13 protein-coding genes are annotated in these 18136 nt (G+C 60.1%); all 13 read right to left on the bottom strand.

The features are described 5' to 3' along the window. Nucleotides 1-5: 5 nt before the first annotated feature. The 13 genes from D3871_RS27630 to D3871_RS27570 all read right to left on the bottom strand — a co-directional run bounded on the left by D3871_RS27630 (nt 6) and on the right by D3871_RS27570 (nt 17984). Nucleotides 6-1187 (bottom strand): acyl-CoA dehydrogenase family protein, encoded by a 1182-nt coding sequence (locus D3871_RS27630; RefSeq protein ID WP_119772273.1) that lies wholly within the window; start codon nt 1185-1187, stop codon nt 6-8. Next, a complete protein-coding gene (locus D3871_RS27625) occupies nt 1184-2185 on the bottom strand; it encodes a quinone oxidoreductase family protein (protein ID WP_119772272.1) in 1002 nt (333 codons plus the stop codon). Before D3871_RS27625 ends, D3871_RS27630 begins: the two co-directional genes overlap by 4 nt. Then, nucleotides 2182-3777 (bottom strand): class I adenylate-forming enzyme family protein, encoded by a 1596-nt coding sequence (locus tag D3871_RS27620; RefSeq protein WP_158598093.1) that lies wholly within the window; start codon nt 3775-3777, stop codon nt 2182-2184. The genes D3871_RS27625 and D3871_RS27620 overlap by 4 nt, the downstream gene beginning before the upstream one ends. Nucleotides 3778-3784: 7 nt before the next feature. Beyond that, on the bottom strand, nt 3785-4498 hold the full coding sequence (locus D3871_RS27615) for an SDR family NAD(P)-dependent oxidoreductase (RefSeq protein WP_119772270.1): 714 nt from the start codon (nt 4496-4498) through the stop codon (nt 3785-3787). Between the two features lie 3 nt (nt 4499-4501). Further along, nucleotides 4502-5623: a glycerol dehydrogenase gene (locus tag D3871_RS27610; RefSeq protein WP_199724947.1), complete on the bottom strand. Its 1122-nt coding sequence runs from the start codon at nt 5621-5623 to the stop codon at nt 4502-4504. Further along, nucleotides 5620-6615: a transketolase family protein gene (locus D3871_RS27605; RefSeq protein ID WP_119772269.1), complete on the bottom strand. Its 996-nt coding sequence runs from the start codon at nt 6613-6615 to the stop codon at nt 5620-5622. Before D3871_RS27605 ends, D3871_RS27610 begins: the two co-directional genes overlap by 4 nt. Next, on the bottom strand, nt 6608-7453 hold the full coding sequence (locus D3871_RS27600; RefSeq protein ID WP_119772268.1) for a transketolase: 846 nt from the start codon (nt 7451-7453) through the stop codon (nt 6608-6610). The genes D3871_RS27605 and D3871_RS27600 overlap by 8 nt, the downstream gene beginning before the upstream one ends. 17 nt (nt 7454-7470) lie before the next feature. After that, nucleotides 7471-8187, bottom strand: coding sequence for an ABC transporter ATP-binding protein (locus tag D3871_RS27595; RefSeq protein WP_119772267.1), 717 nt, complete (start codon nt 8185-8187; stop codon nt 7471-7473). After that, complete coding sequence (locus D3871_RS31210) at nt 8168-9712, bottom strand: ABC transporter permease subunit (protein WP_233575838.1); 1545 nt, start codon at nt 9710-9712, stop codon at nt 8168-8170. The genes D3871_RS27595 and D3871_RS31210 overlap by 20 nt, the downstream gene beginning before the upstream one ends. 7 nt (nt 9713-9719) lie before the next feature. Then, nucleotides 9720-10604: a branched-chain amino acid ABC transporter permease gene (locus tag D3871_RS27585; RefSeq protein WP_119772266.1), complete on the bottom strand. Its 885-nt coding sequence runs from the start codon at nt 10602-10604 to the stop codon at nt 9720-9722. A 117-nt stretch (nt 10605-10721) separates the two neighbouring features. Beyond that, nucleotides 10722-11999: an ABC transporter substrate-binding protein gene (locus D3871_RS27580; protein WP_233575837.1), complete on the bottom strand. Its 1278-nt coding sequence runs from the start codon at nt 11997-11999 to the stop codon at nt 10722-10724. A 190-nt stretch (nt 12000-12189) separates the two neighbouring features. Beyond that, on the bottom strand, nt 12190-15972 hold the full coding sequence (locus D3871_RS27575; RefSeq protein WP_119772265.1) for a Fic family protein: 3783 nt from the start codon (nt 15970-15972) through the stop codon (nt 12190-12192). Next, a complete protein-coding gene (locus tag D3871_RS27570) occupies nt 15969-17984 on the bottom strand; it encodes a hypothetical protein (RefSeq protein WP_147376924.1) in 2016 nt (671 codons plus the stop codon). The genes D3871_RS27575 and D3871_RS27570 overlap by 4 nt, the downstream gene beginning before the upstream one ends. Nucleotides 17985-18136: the final 152 nt, after the last annotated feature.

Genomic DNA, 18136 nt, shown 5'->3' with positions numbered 1-18136 from the left:
CTGCCTCACATATCCAATAGCGATTTGGCGATAATGGTTTTCTGGATTTCATTGGAGCCCGCATAAATGGTCACGACTCGGCGGAACAGATGCCTGTCTATCCAGCCTTCGGCTTCCGTAGCCAGCGGACCGCCGTGATATTCGGGATGCAGTACGATGCCCGCTTCGCCAAGCAATGTCATCGCGGTTTCCGTGACGCGCTGCTGCAATTCCGAGCCGCGAATCTTCAGCGTCGATGCTGCCGGGCCGGGCTCCTTGCCGGCCATCTGCTCGGCGATCACGCCGAGCACCGCCGACTCGAGGGCGACATAATCGACGGTAAGCGAAGCGAGCCGCCGTTGAATGACCGGTCGCGAGGCCAGCAATTCGCCATCACTGCCTTGCAAGCGGCCTGCGAGCTTTTCCAGCGCAACGAGGTCGCGCTTGGTGCGAGGGGCCTGCGCATTATTGACGCGCTCACGCGCGAGCAGGTCCTTCGCATACCCCCATCCCGCACCGCGCGTGCCGACCAGGTTTTCACGCGGCACGCGTACCTCATCGAGAAACAGTGCGTTGACACTATGGCCTTCATCAATGGTGATGATGGGATTGACTGTCAGTCCAGGCGACTTCATGTCGATGATGAACATCGATAAACCGGCCTGCGGCTTTGCCTCGAATTCGGTGCGCGCAAGCAGGAACATCAGGTCGGCTTCATGTCCACCAGTCAGCCATGTCTTTTGTCCTGAGATGACCCAGTCGTCACCATCCAGTCTGGCATGCGTCTTCAGCGACGCCAGATCGGAACCGGCATTCGGTTCGCTGAAGCCCTGGCACCAGAAATTTTCGCCGGACAGGACGCCTGGCAGGTAACGCGTCTTTTGCTCTGCATTGCCTTCTGCAATCAACATGGGCCCGGCCAGGAACAAACCGAGCACATCGCCGGGCGGCGCATCGGCGAACGCCAGTTCTTCCTCGAAAACATATCGCTGCAATGCATTCCATCCTGGGCCGCCAGTTGCGACAGGCCAGTGCGGCGCGCCCCAGCCGCGACCATGCAGCGCGGCTTGCCAGCGCGCCACCAGCGCACGGGGAATATGCAAGCCTGCACGTGTGGCCTGGCGCAGCTCGTCATCCAGTTCCGCGTCGAGGAACTGCCGCACCTCGGCGCGGAATGCGCGCAGTTCCGGTGTGTTGAAGATACTCATGACAGTTGCTCCGGTAACAGAATGAGGGACCCGGTTGTTGCACGGCTTTGCAGCGCGGCATGCGCTTGCGCCGCATCGCGCAGCGCAAAGGCGCCGCCGATATGCACTTTCAGTTCGCGGCGCGCAATCATGCCGAACAGCGTGTCGGCTGCGGTCTGCAGATCGGGATGGGTTGCGACATAGGCGAATATGCCAGGCACTGATACCGTGAGCGAGCGCGCCGGCCCAAGTTCCGCAAGCGGCACCGTGGGCAAGCCTTCCGTGACCTGGCCGAGGTTGACCAGATGGCCGAAGGGTTTAAGCACGGTAAGCGACTGATGGAATACCGCGCCGCCCAGGCCTTCGAACACCACATCCACGCCGGCGCCGCCCGTCAGGCGCTTCACGCCTTCCGCGAAGGGTTCATCGTTATAGAGGATCACTTCGTGGCAACCGTTTTGCAGCGCCAACGCGGCTTTTGCTTCGGAGCCAACCGTGCCGATCACGTGCGCACCGTCCCTGCTCGCCCATTGCGCAAGCAGCGAACCCAGCCCGCCGGCGGCCGCATGAATCAGCACCGTTTGTCCGGCATGCAGGGGCGCGACGCGGCGCAGCAGCATGTGTGCGGTCAAGCCCTGCAGCGTGGCGGCGGCCGCCTGTTCATAGCTGACCTCCGGATGCAGATGCAGGAGATGTTGGTCAGGAAGATTGCGCAGTGACGCATAGCTGCCGATCGGCCGGCACGCGTATGCGACGCGGTCACCCTTCCTAAAGCGCGTCACGCCCTCACCTACCGCGATGACTACTCCCGCGCCTTCCACGCCAAGTGCGCCGGGCAAGGCCGGTAACGGAAACACGCCGCGACGGTGATAGGTATCCAGATAGTTGATGCCCGCTGCATGCTGGCGCAGTTGCACTTCACCGCGACCCGGCGGCGGAACCGCGATCGCCTCGTACCGCATCTGTTCCACATCGCCATAGGCATGTATGCGCATGGCATAGGCCTGACTTGTATTCATGCCGCCTCCTGTCCCTGCAACTGCAGCAGCAATGCGTCGCGCAGCTCACGCTTGAGAATCTTGCCCATGGGGTTTTTCGGCAACGCCGGCAAGATGAACCAGCGGCGCGGCGTCGCATAATCAGCGAGATGCCGCGCGCAATGCGCTTGCAGTGCGCCGGTGTCAAGGGTAACTCCTGCCGCCGCGACTACGCAGGCGGCGACGTCTTCACCCAGACCGGCATGCGGTATCGCCACGACGGCGGCCTCCGACACGCCGGCAAAACGGTAGATCACGTCTTCCACCGCAGCCGATGAAATCTTGAGCCCGCCGCGATTGATAATGTCTTTCTTGCGATCGACAAAATGGAAATGGCCTTCCTCATCCATGCGTCCGATATCGCCGGTACGCACCCAGCCGTCGACAAAGGTTTCCCTGGTCGCTTCCGGGTTGCGGAAATAGCCGAGCGCCATCGCCGGCCCCGAAAACAGCAGTTCCCCGCTTTCGCCCGTCGACACGGGAGCGCCATCCTCATCAACCACCCTGACCGAGCAGCCGGGTTGCGCAGCACCGATGCAGCCGGCCTTGCGCGGCAGGAACCACGGCGCCAGATAGGTACCGGCCGGCCCGGTCTCGGTCATGCCCCACACATGTACCTGATCGGCCCGAGGCAGCCGTTCGCGAAATTTTTCGATAACTTCGGCAGGCATGGCCGCGCCGCCGTAGGCGATGCGCCGCACCCGTGACAGGTCATAGCCGCCGCGCTGGTATTCATCGATCATGAAATGCAGCGGCGAGGTCACACCGTGATAAACCGTCGTGCCTTCCGTTTCAATCAAATGCAGACGGCCTGCGTTATCCAGGGGTGTTTCTTCCAGCACCACGCTCGCGCCGTAGACCCATGCCGACATGCACGCCATGTTCAGCACCGAACTGGTAAAAATCGGCCATGCACCCTGGTAGGTATCGCGGTTGCTCAGGCCGATGGCCCCACCGATCGCATAACCGCAAAACAACTGGCTGCGGTGACAATGGGTCACCGCCTTCGAACGGGCGGTGGTACCGGAAGTGAACAGCAACACGGTTGGTGTTTCTGCGCATTCATTTTCCGGCAATGCTGCCCGATGAAATTCCAGTTCCGGGTCGGGCCAGCCGTCGCCTGCATAGGGCGCGCCGCCAAGCATCAGCATGCGCGCCGCCGGGTACAGGCTGCGCAAGCGCTCCGCCGCATCCGCGGTGGTGACGATGAACGCCGGCTCCACCAGCGTCAGCGCATGGCGCAACTCTTCGTCGGCGCCGCGTACATTGAGCGGTGCCACGATGGCTCCCAGCCGGTAGCAGCCAAGCGCGGTCAGCACCGCTTCGCGCACGGCGGAATTGGACAGGAACAGCGCTATTCGCTCGCCGGACTTCACCCCACGTTCGGCCAAGCCGCGCGCCACCGCGTCCATGCGCATCACCAGTTGGGCATACGAAAGCCGGTCGCGGTAGCCGCGATGGCTTTGCGCCGACAGCGCCAGTTGAAATGGATAGCGTTCGGCGCGACGGCGCAGCAGCGCCGGCACCGTAATGCCATGCAATTCGTTATACAGATTCATTCCCGGATCGCTCATGGCAGGCTCACGCAATGCTGTAGCCGCCATCGACCGGCAATGTGACGCCGGTGATGTAGCGCGCATCGTCGGACGCCAGAAAGCAGGCCGCCTTGGCGATGTCCACCGGCTTGCCCCAAAACCCGGCTGGGACCCGCTTGCGAATCGCTGGTCCGCGTTCCGGATCATTCAGTGCATTGACCGACATGCGCGACTCTATCCAGCCCGGCGCCACGGCATTGACGCGAATGCCGTCCTCCGCATAGGCCACCGCAAGCGAGCGCGTCAACGCCACCACCGCTCCTTTGCTGGCCGCATAGCCGGGATTGCGCGCCGAACCGAAAAAGCTCCACATCGAAGCAAAGTTGATGATGTTGCCGTGGGCGGCGGCCAGCGCTTGCCGGAACAACAAGCACGCCAGTTGCGTGCCGTGCAGATTCACATCGATGACCTTGCGAAAACCGGGCACCGTATGCTCGCGGCCTTCATGCAGAATGGTGCCGGCGGCGTTAATCAGCAGATGCACGTGCGGCTCCTGACCGGCGAGCGTTTGCAGTGCAAGCTCATCGGTAATATCCATGCGGCGGAAATCTATGCCGGCGCCTTCCAGTTCCGGCTCGGTATCGAATCCGAGCGCAATGACGCGATAACCGCGCGAGCGCAACTCGAGTGCTGTCGCCAGCCCGAGGCCGGTGCCGCCGCCGCTGATGACGGCGGTTTTTACGTCCTGTCGTTTTTCCATGATCTATTCGGAGAGGGATGAACCCGCAGTAAAGGTTTCGAGCCGTTGCATGGCATCCACGAAATCGCCTGCCTGCAACGGACGCTGGAAATGGCGCAGGTGCGGCGCCTGCATCGTTCCGTCGGCAATACGCCTGATGACTTCTATGCCGGGGGTCGCCACACCCAAGCCGCGCAAATTGACCGGCAGCCCGACGCTGCGGTAAAACGCCAGTTGTTCCCGCATGAAAGAGGGCGAGCGCTCCTCCAGGATGAACTGCACCAGCAATCCGTAACCGACATGGAAGCCGTGCAGCGTCGACGCCGTACCACCTGCCATCGGCAGCCCGCGCGTCAGCGAATGTGCGAGCGACAGACCGCTGTTTTCAAATGCGAGGCCGCTCAGCAGGACCAGCGCCTCGGTCAGTCGTTCGAATGCTTCGTTTGAAGCACCGGTGTCGAGCGCAGCCAGACCGGCCACCGCATCTTCCCGGATCACGCGGTCGCAAGCCTGACATAGCTGTTCGGCAGCAATCGTGTTACGGCCACCGAACAGGTTCAATCCATTGGCGCCGCGAGCCTGATTGCCTTCATATAATTTGCAGAGCGCATCGCCGATCCCCGACACCAGCAGGGAGCGCGGAGCCTGTACCAGCAGACTGGTATCGACGACTACGGCATCCGGGTTGCGCGCCATGCGCTCGACCGACACCATGCGATGCTGATCGTCGTAGTAGACGAACATGCGGCTGCATGGTCCATCGTTCGACGGCGAAGTAGGCAGTACCACCAGGCGGGCACCCAGTTCCTGAGCGACGGCCTTGCCGGTATCGACACCCTTGCCGCCGCCGGCCGCCAGTACGACGTCGGGCGCCTCGCCATTCCTGGTGGCTTGCGAGACGAGTTCGCGCACCATCGGTCTGGTGACCTCGCGGTGTACTTCCACCCATTGCAAATTCAGTCCATGTTCCGTGCACGACTGGCTGGCCAGCGGAAACACCAGGTCGCGAACAATGCCGTCGGCAACCAGCAGCGGACGCTTGCCAAGCCCGGCGGCGAGTTCGCCGACCAGCCCGAGCGCGCCCGGCCCCTGGAAATAGCGGTGTGCGGAACCGAAGGCACGGATAGCGTGCATGTCGACTGTCATGCGGCCTCCAGCCATGCGGCGACACGCTCCACGATACGCCCGGTGCTCAAGCCGTAGCGGTCGAGCAGATAGGCATGCGAACCGCATTCCGTGAATTGATCGGGTATTGCGATCTTGAGTACCTTGCGCTGCAATCCAGCCTCTTGCAGCGCATCGATGGCCATGGTTGCCAGGCCGCCGATGGCGACATGGTTTTCGCAGATCACCAGGCGTTTTACCTGCGACGCAAATGCAACCAGGCCGGCGCTGTCGAAAGGTTTGAGGCTGGCCGTATGAAACAGCGACGTCGCGACGCCCTGGCGTTCAAGCTGTTTGCGCGCGTCGATGACGCGCTCGGTCATCGAGCCGGTCGAAACGAAACCGATGTCGCTGCCGCTGCCGAATACTTTGCCCTTGCCGATCTCTACCCTGTGCGTGGCGGCATCGAACACGACTGGAACGTTACCACGCAACAAACGGCAATACACAGTGCCCGGAAGGTCGGCGGCCATTTCCGCGATTTGCGCCATTTCGGTCGCGTCGCATGGATCGAGCACGGTCATGCCGGGAATCGATCGCATCAAGGCCAGGTCTTCATTGGCCTGATGGGTGCCGCCATAGCCGGAAAGCAGTCCGGGATTCCCGGCGAACATCTTGACGCTTTCATTGCTGTGCGCGCAGGCGATGGCCAGAAAATCATAAGCGCGGCGGGTCGCAAAAGTGCCGTAGGTGGTGCAATAAGACAGCTTGCCGACCTTGGACAAACCGGCAGCGGCCATGACCAGCGCCTGCTCGGCCATGCCGACATTAAAGAAGCGTTGCGGATACCGTTCCCGAAACTCCGCCGTATCGGTGTATTTGCCCAGATCGGCGGTCAGCAATACCAGTTCCGGATGCACGGTTGCCGCCTTCAGCATGCCGATGGAAAATGGCGCGAACTGACTCGCACGACCAACGACTTCTTCGGATTCGCTCATGGCCAGGGTGCGGCCGGGCTGTTTCAACTCAAGCATTTTCGATCTCCAGTTCACGTGCCACGTCATCCCATTCGTTGGCATCGATGCGCACGAAATGGGCACGCGTACGCTGCTCTATGCGCTTGATGCCGCAACCGGGACGGGTACGCATCACGATCGCTCTCGGTTTTCCTTCACGCATGCGCGCCCACGCAAAGGCCTGCAGCAACTGCGTCAAATCGTTGCCGTCGATTTCGATGGCATCCCAGCCGAATGCCTGGAAGCGCGCCGCGACCGGCTCGACAGGAACCACCATCGGCCCATCGGCCTGGATGCCATTGCAGTCGATCCAGCACACCAGGTTGTCGAGCTTGAATGCTGCGGCGGTGTTGGCTGCTTCCCAGGTCGAACCTTCCTGCAGTTCACCATCGGAAATCTCGACATGGATGGCGGAGCCGTGTCCGTCATGCCGGTATCCCATTGCAGCACCAGTGGCAATGCCGAGGCCATGGCCGAGCGAGCCGCCGGTCATTTCAATGCCGGCCACATGTCCTTCCATCGTGCTCATTTCAAGCGGACTGCCGTCCGCACCATAGCTGGAAAGACTGTCGAGTTCGATGACGCCGAGCTCTGCCAGCGCCGCCCACATCGCGATCGAATAATGCCCGGTCGAGAGGTAGAAACGTTTGCGGTCGCTGCGCGCGAAATCAAGATCCTCATTCTTGAATTCATGGAAATAAAGCACAGCAAGAAAGTCTGCAAGCCCAAGTCCTTGCCCGAGATAACCCTGACCCTTGCCACGGGCCTGCGTCACCATATGGCGCCGCAGGTTGAGCGCCCTTGCCCGCAATGCCGGCAGCAGCGCAACGTCAGCCAGAGGTAAAGAGATGTCCATGTGTAATCGCTCCTCGATTAAATGCCCAGATAGGTTGACCGCAGATGCGAGTCGGCCAGCAGTTCGCTGCCACTTCCCTGCATGGAAATCGCGCCGTTCTCGAGCACGTATCCATAGTCGGCAAGCTGCAGCACCTTGAAGACGTTTTGTTCAATTACCAGTATGGTGACGCCGAGATCGCGGATACGGGCGATCGATTCGAACAGACGATCAACCATGATCGGCGCCAGTCCCAGCGACGGCTCGTCCAGTGCCAGCACCTTGGGCTTGGCCATCAGTGCGCGGCCTACGGCGACCATTTGCTGCTGTCCGCCGGAAAGCGTCGCCGCCGCCAGGTGCTGCCGCTCCTCCAGAATCGGGAACAGGGAGAACACTTCCTTCAGCGTTTGATCGCGTACTGCCCTTGCCCGCCGGTTGTGCGCCCCCACCAGCAGGTTTTCCCGAATCGACATGTCGAGAAAAAGTTGCTTGCCTTCGGGCGATTGAACGAATCCGGTTTCGACCACCTGATGCGGCGCGCAGCCCTGCATCTCCTGCCCCTGCAGGCGGATGCTGCCCGACACCGGACGCAGCAGTCCTGACGTGGTGCGCAGCAGCGTGGTCTTGCCGGCGCCGTTGGCGCCGATCAATGCAACCAGTTGTCCCTGGCCGATCTCCAGCGACAGTCCGCGCAGTACGGAAACATCGCCGTAGCCGACCGTCAGATTGCTGATCTCAAGCGCCGGCTTCGACATAGTCGCCTCCGAAATAAGCTTTCAATACATCCGGCTGCGTCACGACGCTTGAAGGCTCGCCATTGGCGATCAGTTCGCCGAGATGCATCACGATCACGCGGTCGGACAACCCCATGATGACTTTCATCACATGTTCGATGATCAGCACGGTAACCCCCTGGTTGCGAATTTCCTTGATCAGGCCAACCATGATCATGGCTTCCTGCGGCGTCGCGCCTGCCACGACTTCATCCATGAGCAACAGGCTCGGTTCGGTGGACAGTGCGCGCCCGAGTTCCACCTTGCGGCGTTCGAATGCGGTCAGGTCGTCGGCGTCGGTCCTGGCCAATGCCGACATGCCAAGAAAATCCAGCAATTCATCGGCCTTGGCTTCGCTCCGTCTGCGGTCGTTATTCTTTACCAGTCCGCCGACCACCAGGTTTTCGCGGGTACTCATTCCGCCAAAGGGTTTGGACAGCTGAAAGGTGCGGGCCAGGCCGGCCTTGCACACATTCCAGGGACGCATCAATGGATGCACGAGTCCCTTGGGCAAATAGAGTACCGCCAGTATCAGCACCAACCCGTACAGCACCAGGTGCAAGCCGATCAGCTGGCCGCCGAGATAGGTGCGCGACAGTTCCGCCACCGGCGCGAGGAACAGCGCCCCGACCAGCGGTCCGATCACCGTGCCCTGGCCGCCGATGATGCTCATCAGCGCCATATCGATCGACAACTCCACGCCCATGTTGCGCTCGGGATTGATGTAGCGGATGAACATCGCATAAAAGCTACCGCCGAGCGCCGTCATGAAGGCGCTGAGTGCATATGCCATCAGGGTGTACTTGGCCGGATTGATACCCAGCGACTCGGCCGCGTCGCGGTCTCCGCGAATCGCCTTGAGGCAAGCCCCGAGGCGGCTGCGCTCCATTGCCGCGGTCATACCCACGATGATCGCCAGCATGACAAGGATGATGTAGTAGTACGGCACCTTGCTTTCGAACTGGAACACTGTCCAGTCAGTACCGACCAGTGGCACCGACAAACCTTCCGCACCCTTGATCGCAATACCGAAGATCGTGTCGGTGTTTTCGAACCAGATGCGGATAATTTCGGCGAAGGCAATCGTCGTCAGTGCAAAGTAAGGACCGCGCAAGCGCATGGTCGGATACCCGATCAGTACCGCAACCACTGCGGATAACACGCCACCGACCAGCATGCCCAGCCATGGCGTGATCCCTGCGGCAGTGAGCAGCAGCACCGAAACATAGCCGCCGATACCGCTGAATACTGAATGGCCGAAGGACACCTGGCCGACATAGCCGCACATCAGGTTCCAGGCGCTGGCCAGATAGGCGAAGTAAAACACCATGATCAACGAATGCAGGATGAATTCATCGTGCACCACCACCGGCAGCAGCAGACCCAGCAACAGCACTGCGACGACACCTTTCATTGGCAGCCCGGCATTCGTCGCCGCCGGCATTAAAGGAGGCAGGACCGCTTCGCCGGTCGCCACCCCGACATTGGGAGAAATTGAAGTTTTCATGGCAGAGTCACTTCCTTCCCATCAAGCCCTGTGGCCTGACAAGCAAGATCACGATGAATAAACCCAGGGAAAAGATGGCAGCGGTAGGCGTTGCGACGAACTGCGCCGCTACCGATTCGAACAAGCCGATCACGACACCGCCAAGCAGCGATCCCGTAATGCTGCCTATGCCGCCGAGCACCACGACAATGAACGATTTGATGCCGAAACTGAGACCGACATTGGGCGTCAGTGGAATGAACGGGGCAATCAGGCATCCCATGACAGCTACCATGGCGCAGCCAAGCCCAAACGTGACGTTGTAGACAAAGGGCACATTAATGCCCGACATCGCCGCCGCGTCCCGGTTCAGGGCGGTGGCGCGGATGGCGCGTCCCATGTCGGTGCGCGCCAGCCAGAGCGAGACCAGCAAGGCCATGGCCAGCGCCGCGAATGCGGCGACCAGGCGGAAGGTATTCAAAGGATACTCGCCGAGCATGACCGTTGTACTTTCGATCGCAGACGTCACCGAACGCACATTGGGGCCGAAACTCATGAGCGCCAGATTGTCGACCACGATGTACACGCCGGCAGTGAGCAGCAACGCGCTGATCGGCTCGACCACCAGGGCGCGCTCGCGCTTGATCAGCGGTGCAATGATGTAGGCTTGAACAAAGAACCCGATCCCGAACATCAGCGGCGCCGCAATCAGCACGCTGAGATAGGGGTCGATGCCGGCCAGGTGCTGCATCCAGAAAGCGATATACATCGCCAGCATCAGGAAGGAGCCGTGCGCGAAGTTAACGATACGCAGCACACCGAAGATCAGACTCAGCCCAAGGGCAATGCCGCCCAGCATGGCGCCGACGACAATTCCGTTGATCGCGGAATATGAAAGCACATAGAAATCCATTGCGCATTCCCAGAAGGTAATCGATAGGCACGACCACACCCGCCGCGCACCGGGCGAGGTGCGCGTCATGCAGGAGAGTGAAGCGGTGCGGGAGACTTAGTGTTGTGGTGCGACGCGTCAGCGCTTGGACCAGGTAGGCACGGGCCACACCGGTTTTACATCCGCGCCACGGTTGTCGACCGGCCAGATGGTGCGCCGTTTACCGTTGATGTTCTGCGATATCGCACCGTGAGAAAAGGTGTTCTGGCCGTTCTCGTCGAACTTGATGCGCTGGTAGCCGGGAAACAGCGCCGGTCCGCCGGTGATATCGGTTGCCGCCAGTGCCTTGCGGATCGCTTCGCGGTCGGTGGTCTTTGCGCGCTCCAGCACGTCTTGCACCACATAGGCGACCGATACACCTTGCGCGGCATAGGCGCTCATACCATGACCGAGGATTCCACGCACGCGCTTCTCGATATTGAGCAGCAGCGGTTCGCTCTTGTTGTCGAGGAAGTCGATCTGCCAGTCTTCCTGCACAAAGTAATAGGCGACCTGCTTGGCGGGCACGGCGGCATAGAAAGTCGGATCTTCGGTCCCGCCACCTGCGGAATGCAGGCCGAAAGGAAGATCGAGGCGCTGCTCGGCCAGCTGGCGGCTGAACAGTAACTGGTCGGGCGTATACAAGGCGACGATCAGGGCGTCAGGCTTGGAGGCGCGAATCTTCAGAAGCTGCGAAGTAAAGTCGACCTGTCCGGGCGGCGCAGGTTCATCGAGCACGACATCCAGCTTGCGCTCCGCGGCCAGCTTGCGGATATTCGCCGCATGCGACCGCCCCCAGTCCCCGCCTTCATAGAACAGGGCCACGCGTTTGGCCTGCTTGCCGGTTTCCTTGCCGAGCATGTCGATCGCATCGATCTGCTCGCGCGCGTCATAGGTCGCCTTGTTGTTGATGCGGAAGGTGTACTTGTAACCGCGCTCGGTAATTTCATCCTTTACCGAGCCGACGACGATCCATGGCGTCTTGTTGCGTTCGGCGACTTCCGTCGCAGGGAATGTGACGGCGCTATTGAATGCGCCGCAAAGCACGGAAACTTTTTCGCGATTGATCAGGCGCTCTGTTTCGGCAACGCCGATATCGGCCTTCGATTGCGAATCGCCAAAAATCGCTTCCAGCTTGGCGCCACCCAGCGCCTTGATCCCGCCGGCCTGATTGATCTGTTCGACTGCGGCAGTGACGCCGGCCTTGGTCTGATTGCCGACCGAGGCGGAGCCTCCGCTCAGGGGCAGCACGCAGCCCATCTTTACCGCGCTTTGCGCGAGGGCCGCGCCGGAGCCGCAGGTCAGCATGACGGCGGCGACCGCCTGCATCAAGCCAGTGCCATAACGCGCTGCCACACTCTTCGCCTTGTTCATCATCGGTGTCTCCTTTTCTTTTCGTGACGTGGTGAGCGGAGTGTCGGTCCTAAAAGTTCACCATGCAACGAAACCTTGAAGAAGTGATCACTATGTGAACAAACTTGAGGCTAGGAAGTGTGCGCTTTGCGTTTTATCAGAGCATGCGGCAACACCGCTCCCGCATGCTCTACGCATTGTCAAGCGGGTGAGCTTAGGCCGTCTGCCGCGCCCCTCCAGTGCGCAGTTCTTCTATTGCGTCTCGTGCCGCGGGTGTGTCCAGCTGGACCACCTTGATCTCGTTGTCCACCACGTACGCAACCAGCGTCACCACCTTGTCGGGATCCTTGCTAGACCGGTAATCGTATAGCCGCACGTCATCGGGCAGCGGCCCTTTTTCGTCGTCCCGGCCGGCACCCGGCTTGACTACGGCACGAACAAAGTCGATGATTTTCGACTTCGGATCATATCCTGCATCGATAGCCGCAACCTGCAGAAGCTTTGCCCACCCCTTAGCAGATTTTCTACCGATCTCTTTCGAAACAGCTATGGATACTTTGTAGAACGCTCCGGAATCAATCGCCCATTGCACATTGGTCAGTCGCCGGCTGCCGCCGGCTATCACTACACTCCGCCCCTTACCAGCAGCATCGTCCAGCCGAACCATCTGGATCTCGTGGTCCACAACGCGCGCCGCCAGCGTTACCTCGGGATTCGCGCTGGATGGGTAGTCGTACAGCCGTACGTCGAACGGCAGCGGATTTTTGCTGTCGTCCCGGCCCGCGCCTGGCTTGACCACACAACTGACAAAGTCGGCCATTTTCGACTCCGGATCATATCCTGCCTTGCTGGTCGCTGCCCGCAGTTCTATCATCCACTCAATATGCTCGTAACGAAGACTGTTCCTACAGGGACGGGACATCTTGTAGGCCACTCCAGAAGCAATCAGCCATTGCACGTCCTTTGAAAGGTCGACAGCCATCTCGTGGCGCCCCTTACCTGCAGCATCGTCCAGCCGGACTAACCGGATCTTGTTGTCCACCACGCGCGCCGCCAGCGTTATTTCGGGATTCGCGCTGGATGGGTAGTCGTACAGCCGTACGTCGAACGGCAGCGGATTTTTGTCGTCGTCCCGCCCCGCGTCCGGTCTGACCACGGCTCGGACAACGTCGGTCGGATTCAACCACCAAGGGCCTTTCACAGAGCTGGCCGCGGCCCATAGGTCCGTCACCCACGGCTTCGCAGCCTTTTCGCAAAGAGTGTCTGAAAGATATCTAGACATCTCGTATGCCTTTCCGGCAGCAATCGCCCTTTGCACATCGCCTCGTTTTTTCCCGGCTATCACTTCGCTCCGTCCCTTACCTGCAGCATCGTCCAGCCGGACCATCTGGATCTCGTGGTCCACCACGCGCGCCACCAGCGTTACCTCGGGATTCGCGCTGGATGGGTAGTCGTACAGCCGTACGTCGGGCGGCAGCGGTTTTTTGCTGTCGTCCCGGCCCGCATTCGGTCTGACCACGTCGCGGGCAAAGTCGAGCATTGACTTCGTCGCATCATATTTTGCCCTGTGGGCCGCGGTCCGCAGTTTCTTCAGCCACACAGTATGTTCTTGCCGAAGAGTGTCGCTACAAGAATGGGACATCTTGTAGACCACTCCGGAAGCAATCAACTTTTGCACATAACCCATCCTTGGGTTGCCGCCAGTCACCACGAGCCGTCCATCTGCATCATCCAGCCGGACCGCCTGGATCTCGTTGTCCACTACGCGCGCCACCAGCGTTACCACCTTGCCGGGATCCTTGCTAGACCGGTAGTCGTACAGCCGCACGTCATCCGGCAGCGATGTGTCTTCGTCGTTCCGGCCGGCGTTCTGCCTGACCACGGTGCGGACAAAATCGCCCATTTTCAACTCCGGATCATATCCTGCATCGGTGGCCGCAATCCGCATGTCCCTTACCCAATTATGAGGCTCGTTACTAAGAGCGACATGAAGAAGAGGTAGTCTATAGGCTCCGATCCGCATACGGTTGGTCTGCGTATCGACCCGGATGTCGGCGATATGGCCGTATTCCACGTATACCAGCAACGCCACTTCGACCGCGGCGCCGCCATCGCGGCCGGGAAGGCTAGCCGCATACCGCCGCACCCCGTGCGGCAGCCCTGGTTCCAGCGTTTCGAATTTCGCCTGGATCACCTGCCGTGCAAAGGAAAGGAATCTACCGCTATGCGTGGTACGTGCTGCCATTTCCCGAATTTTCTTAGTCGCACGCTCGATGTCGCGCGACAATCGATCCCGTATGCCCGCTGTCATTGGCCACGGGAAATCGCCCTCGATACGAGCCTTGCGCCGCGGCAGGCGCATGCCGTCCGGCATCGGGTCGGCTGCCCCGACTTCCCCATGTACCGCCCCATCCGTCTCCTTGATGCCGGACATCGGCGAGGGCGCGCTGTCAACCACAGCGTCGTCAACAAGCGCCCGCGCGTGCGCCTGGTGCAATTCAACGTCGGCACGCCCGTCGAGCCAGTTCGGGTCGGCGAACATGAAGGGCCGTTCGCCGCGCGCCAGCGCGAGGCCGTTGAGCAGCAGGTGACAGCTGCGCACATTGCCGTCGATAAACGCATGGGTCTGATCGAGGCGCCGTGCCAGCCTTACATCGGCCAGCGCCGGGTCGGCACCGGAGGCGTTGCATTCCTTCTCGTACTCCGCAAACCAGTGTTGCAACGCCGCGCGCAACTGAGCCGGTTCGGCCGCTTCGCGCGCCAGCGTCAGGAAACGCTGGCCGAACTGGATCGCGAACGCAGCATCTTCCCTGCCTTCGCCGATGCGCAGCACAATGCCATGCTGTTCCAGTTCAGCGGCCGTCTCGCGCAGTACGACCTCGCCATCCTCGCTCAGGTTAGCGCCGCTCAGCAGGCCGAATTCGACATCGTCTGCGTCAAGGCCGGTCGAGGCGCGTTCCAATGCGGCTTCGTCCACTTCATCATCCGCATCATCCATCTCCGCTGCGTTGTCGCCATCGCGACCGGTGCAGGCCTGATTCAGTGCAATCAGGAACTGCGCATCCAGTGCTTCGCCACTCTTCACCCTTTGCATCACGCATTGCCAGCCGCGCGCCATGCCGTGCAGATAGCCGGGCTGGCTGTCGAACAGGTAACCCAGCAGGGGATTGGCGCTGTCGATGCCGCGCTCTTTCAGCATGGCGACGATCTGAGGGTCGATACACAGCCGCCACATTGCCTCCGCTGCAATCGCATGGCCGCTCTGTTGCGCAATGTCGTGCGCAACCTGTGCGAAGATCTGCGCCGTGTCGGCCGCGCGCGGTGCAAACCTGTGCGGGGCAGCCACCAGTGCCCGCAGGCGGGACTGGTCGGGATCGGCCAGCAGGCGGGCGACGGGGCCGTCGGGGGCGTCTTGTGCCAGTGCGGCAGCGGTCTGCAGCGTCTGTTGCAGCAGGGCGTCCGTGGTGTCGGATGTCACTAAAATGTCGAGTCGTCCGCATGCCTGCCAAGTGCAGTCGAATAGCGCGGCCATGAAGCGGTGCTCGTCCGGCAAGTTCCACTTGATACGCGCCTGATACCCGCGCCGCCGACCCCGGTCGCATTCGAGAAGTTGCTCAAGCCGTGTCGGGAACGTGCGAGCAATATCGGCGCGCATGCGTTCCACATCGGCAGCATTCAGTCCCAACGGCCGCACGGCGTGCAATGCGCCCATGCCAGTGCCGCTGAATGGGTTACCTGTGCGGGCTCGCTTGCTGCCAGCGCGCTCTTCCAGTCCCGTCGTCCGCTTCTGTTGGACGACCCGCCCCCGCAGTAACTCTATCGTCCTGCTGTGTCCGCCCGGGTGCCGGTTGCTGTCTGCACTCACGGCATATGGCCGCGGCTGGGTATGCAGTGGTGCATGCGATACTGCGGCCGTCGCGGTCGGGCCAGTGACGTGTCTTTGTCCGTCGATCTGACTCACTTGCTGGCTTACATGCGAGCGTGTAACCCGTGTCATATCGTCTGTTCCTTAAATTGCGCGAGCAGTTGAGCATCGCTATGACAATCCAATGCATCATGGTTAACCAGGCTGGCCGGGAGTTCGCCTCGTTGCAATCGCAAGAAATTGAGCAGCAAATGGCCGACTTTCGTATTGCCATCAGGGAAAATGCGGAATTGGGTAAGCTTTCTTGCCAGCCCAAAATCGTTCATCGTTCGCGCCGTGGCCTTCTCTTCGGCGGACCGCGATCCGTTGGCAATCGCCTCGTCTGTCGTACGATGCTCGACGACCAACGCCTCGAGCACCTCTTTCAGCCTGGCTGGGTTTACATGGGGACGGGTCAAATCGAACGCGAGCTTGCCGTAGTCCTTGTCTTTGCTTACTTTAAACTCGAAGTCGATGTCGTATGTATCGACGAAGTCCGGAATATTCTGAAAAAGAAATGTTCTGCCCTCGGGTGTCATGTTGCTTCCCTCAATCAAGGAACAGGTGTTTTGATTGTCGACGAGGTCCATGAAGTATGTTTCATCCTCCGCACCGGTACCGGTACAGACGGCATGTAAAGTGATTAGGAAATCTGCGGATAGCGGTTTTTTCTCCCGACAGGCGTCAACAATGGCGTTCCAGCCCTTGGCCATGTTAAAAAGGTAGGGTTCCTCAGGCGAATTTGAGATATAGCGCAATAGGGGATTGTCGGGGTCAACGCCGGCCTTGATCACATCATCGACCAGTTCGGGATTCACGCAATGCTTCCACATCTGATCCGCCTCCAGATCCTGGCCGGTGAGCGCCTTGATGCCTGAAACGGCGGATTCGAATAGTCGTGTCGTTTCCTTGGCCTTGAACTGAAGCGTCAGTTCTTCGTTTAAAAAATACCCCAAGGTGGTATCGCCCTCGATTTCTTGATCACTTATCGTGCGCGAAAGTGCGAGCAGCTGCTCCGTATTGTTTGCATTGATTGCGACGCCCCGGTCTTTACTGGACTGGTAGATCCCTTGGAATAAGGCAGCAAGGACACGTTGTTCTTGCGGGAGCCGCCACTGTTCCCAGAACGCGTTCTGTTTCTTCTGTTCAGGCGTTAAATCCGGCACCTGTATCAGGTGTGCGCTACGCATCGTTTTCCATTGACTGGCAAAGTTATTTTTCAACGAAACACCAAGAGCGCGCATCGTCGCGACAGGAATCTTATCGAGTTTTTTTATTGTCCTGGTCGTTGCAGCAACTAGCCAATTATTCGGATCTGCAACGTCTTTTCTTTTGTGTTTGGGAGTGAGTCGTGTGTCTGGCATTAATGCGGATGACTCCTCGGATAGATCGGATGGCAACTTTCTTCTTTTTTGAGATACCGTATTGCTACCACTTCCGGACGATATCGGTACTTCATAGTTAACAAGATCCATCCAACTTCCCTGTTCGCCATCGTTTGCGTGCCTGGCGGATTCGCTGGTAAGCGCGTGCTTCGGCGTCGCTGTGGCTTCGACATGATTTTGTTGCTGCGCGACGGGCCATGCGGCGGCGGCCGAAGAGAAGGTCGGATGCATTTCAAAACCGACAAACGGGTGAGATGCGTCTTGCAGAATAAAGTCCTGCACTGCCGTCACAGACGCGTCGAAGAGCGTTTCCTGTAGCACGGGGGCCGGGCCGCCAAACAGTAAAAACCCCGCCCCTCCTACTCCGTCCACTGCATCCGGAAAGTCCCACCCCAACGTCTCACCGTCCGCCTGCACAACGGGCGTAGCGATTTCCATTGGTGCGGCGGTCGAAGAGAATGCCAACTGCATTTCCGGAGAGGCGAACAGATGGGATGCGTCCTGCTGCAGTGCCATCGAGAACGTGCCCGCGTCCCTGACGACAGTTTGGCCGGGAATGTGCAGGCCAGCTTGCGGCAAGCCATAGGATTGAAACGGGAAGGACGCGACGGGAGAACTCGATCGCGGTTGATGTCGTACCTGCGTGTCGTGGCCAGCCGGTGCAGCATGCGCGGAGGCGTCGCAGTTTGCGGCGTTACAGCCCTGTGAAATGTGAGTCATGATTGGAGTCGATCTTGGTTACGGTATTGATTCCCAAAATGAACCGGCATACTCCGACAGGAGCATGCCGGTTCGGGGAAAAACACGGCATGGGCCAGCTGATCGGCGTTGCCGATGGCAGTCGAGAGCTTAAGTGGCGTCAGTGGAAAAAT

The organism is Noviherbaspirillum saxi (assembly GCF_003591035.1).
In the GTDB taxonomy this organism is placed as follows: Bacteria; Pseudomonadota; Gammaproteobacteria; order Burkholderiales; family Burkholderiaceae_D; genus Noviherbaspirillum; species Noviherbaspirillum saxi.
The sequence above is the reverse complement of the archived record's forward strand: the minus strand, read 5'-3'. Positions and strand labels throughout refer to the sequence as shown.

Excerpts from the sequence above, each read along its gene's own strand:
- D3871_RS27630 (WP_119772273.1), bottom strand. The coding sequence starts at position 1,187 with ATGAGTATCTTCAACACACCGGAACTGCGCGCATTCCGCGCCGAGGTG.
- D3871_RS27600 (WP_119772268.1), bottom strand. The coding sequence starts at position 7,453 with ATGGACATCTCTTTACCTCTGGCTGACGTTGCGCTGCTGCCGGCATTG.
- D3871_RS27595 (WP_119772267.1), bottom strand. The coding sequence starts at position 8,187 with ATGTCGAAGCCGGCGCTTGAGATCAGCAATCTGACGGTCGGCTACGGC.
- D3871_RS27625 (WP_119772272.1), bottom strand. The coding sequence starts at position 2,185 with ATGAATACAAGTCAGGCCTATGCCATGCGCATACATGCCTATGGCGAT.
- D3871_RS27570 (WP_147376924.1), bottom strand. The coding sequence starts at position 17,984 with ATGACTCACATTTCACAGGGCTGTAACGCCGCAAACTGCGACGCCTCC.
- D3871_RS27575 (WP_119772265.1), bottom strand. The coding sequence starts at position 15,972 with ATGACACGGGTTACACGCTCGCATGTAAGCCAGCAAGTGAGTCAGATC.
- D3871_RS27585 (WP_119772266.1), bottom strand. The coding sequence starts at position 10,604 with ATGGATTTCTATGTGCTTTCATATTCCGCGATCAACGGAATTGTCGTC.
- D3871_RS27610 (WP_199724947.1), bottom strand. The coding sequence starts at position 5,623 with ATGACAGTCGACATGCACGCTATCCGTGCCTTCGGTTCCGCACACCGC.
- D3871_RS31210 (WP_233575838.1), bottom strand. The coding sequence starts at position 9,712 with ATGAAAACTTCAATTTCTCCCAATGTCGGGGTGGCGACCGGCGAAGCG.
- D3871_RS27580 (WP_233575837.1), bottom strand. The coding sequence starts at position 11,999 with ATGATGAACAAGGCGAAGAGTGTGGCAGCGCGTTATGGCACTGGCTTG.
- D3871_RS27615 (WP_119772270.1), bottom strand. The coding sequence starts at position 4,498 with ATGGAAAAACGACAGGACGTAAAAACCGCCGTCATCAGCGGCGGCGGC.
- D3871_RS27620 (WP_158598093.1), bottom strand. The coding sequence starts at position 3,777 with ATGAGCGATCCGGGAATGAATCTGTATAACGAATTGCATGGCATTACG.
- D3871_RS27605 (WP_119772269.1), bottom strand. The coding sequence starts at position 6,615 with ATGCTTGAGTTGAAACAGCCCGGCCGCACCCTGGCCATGAGCGAATCC.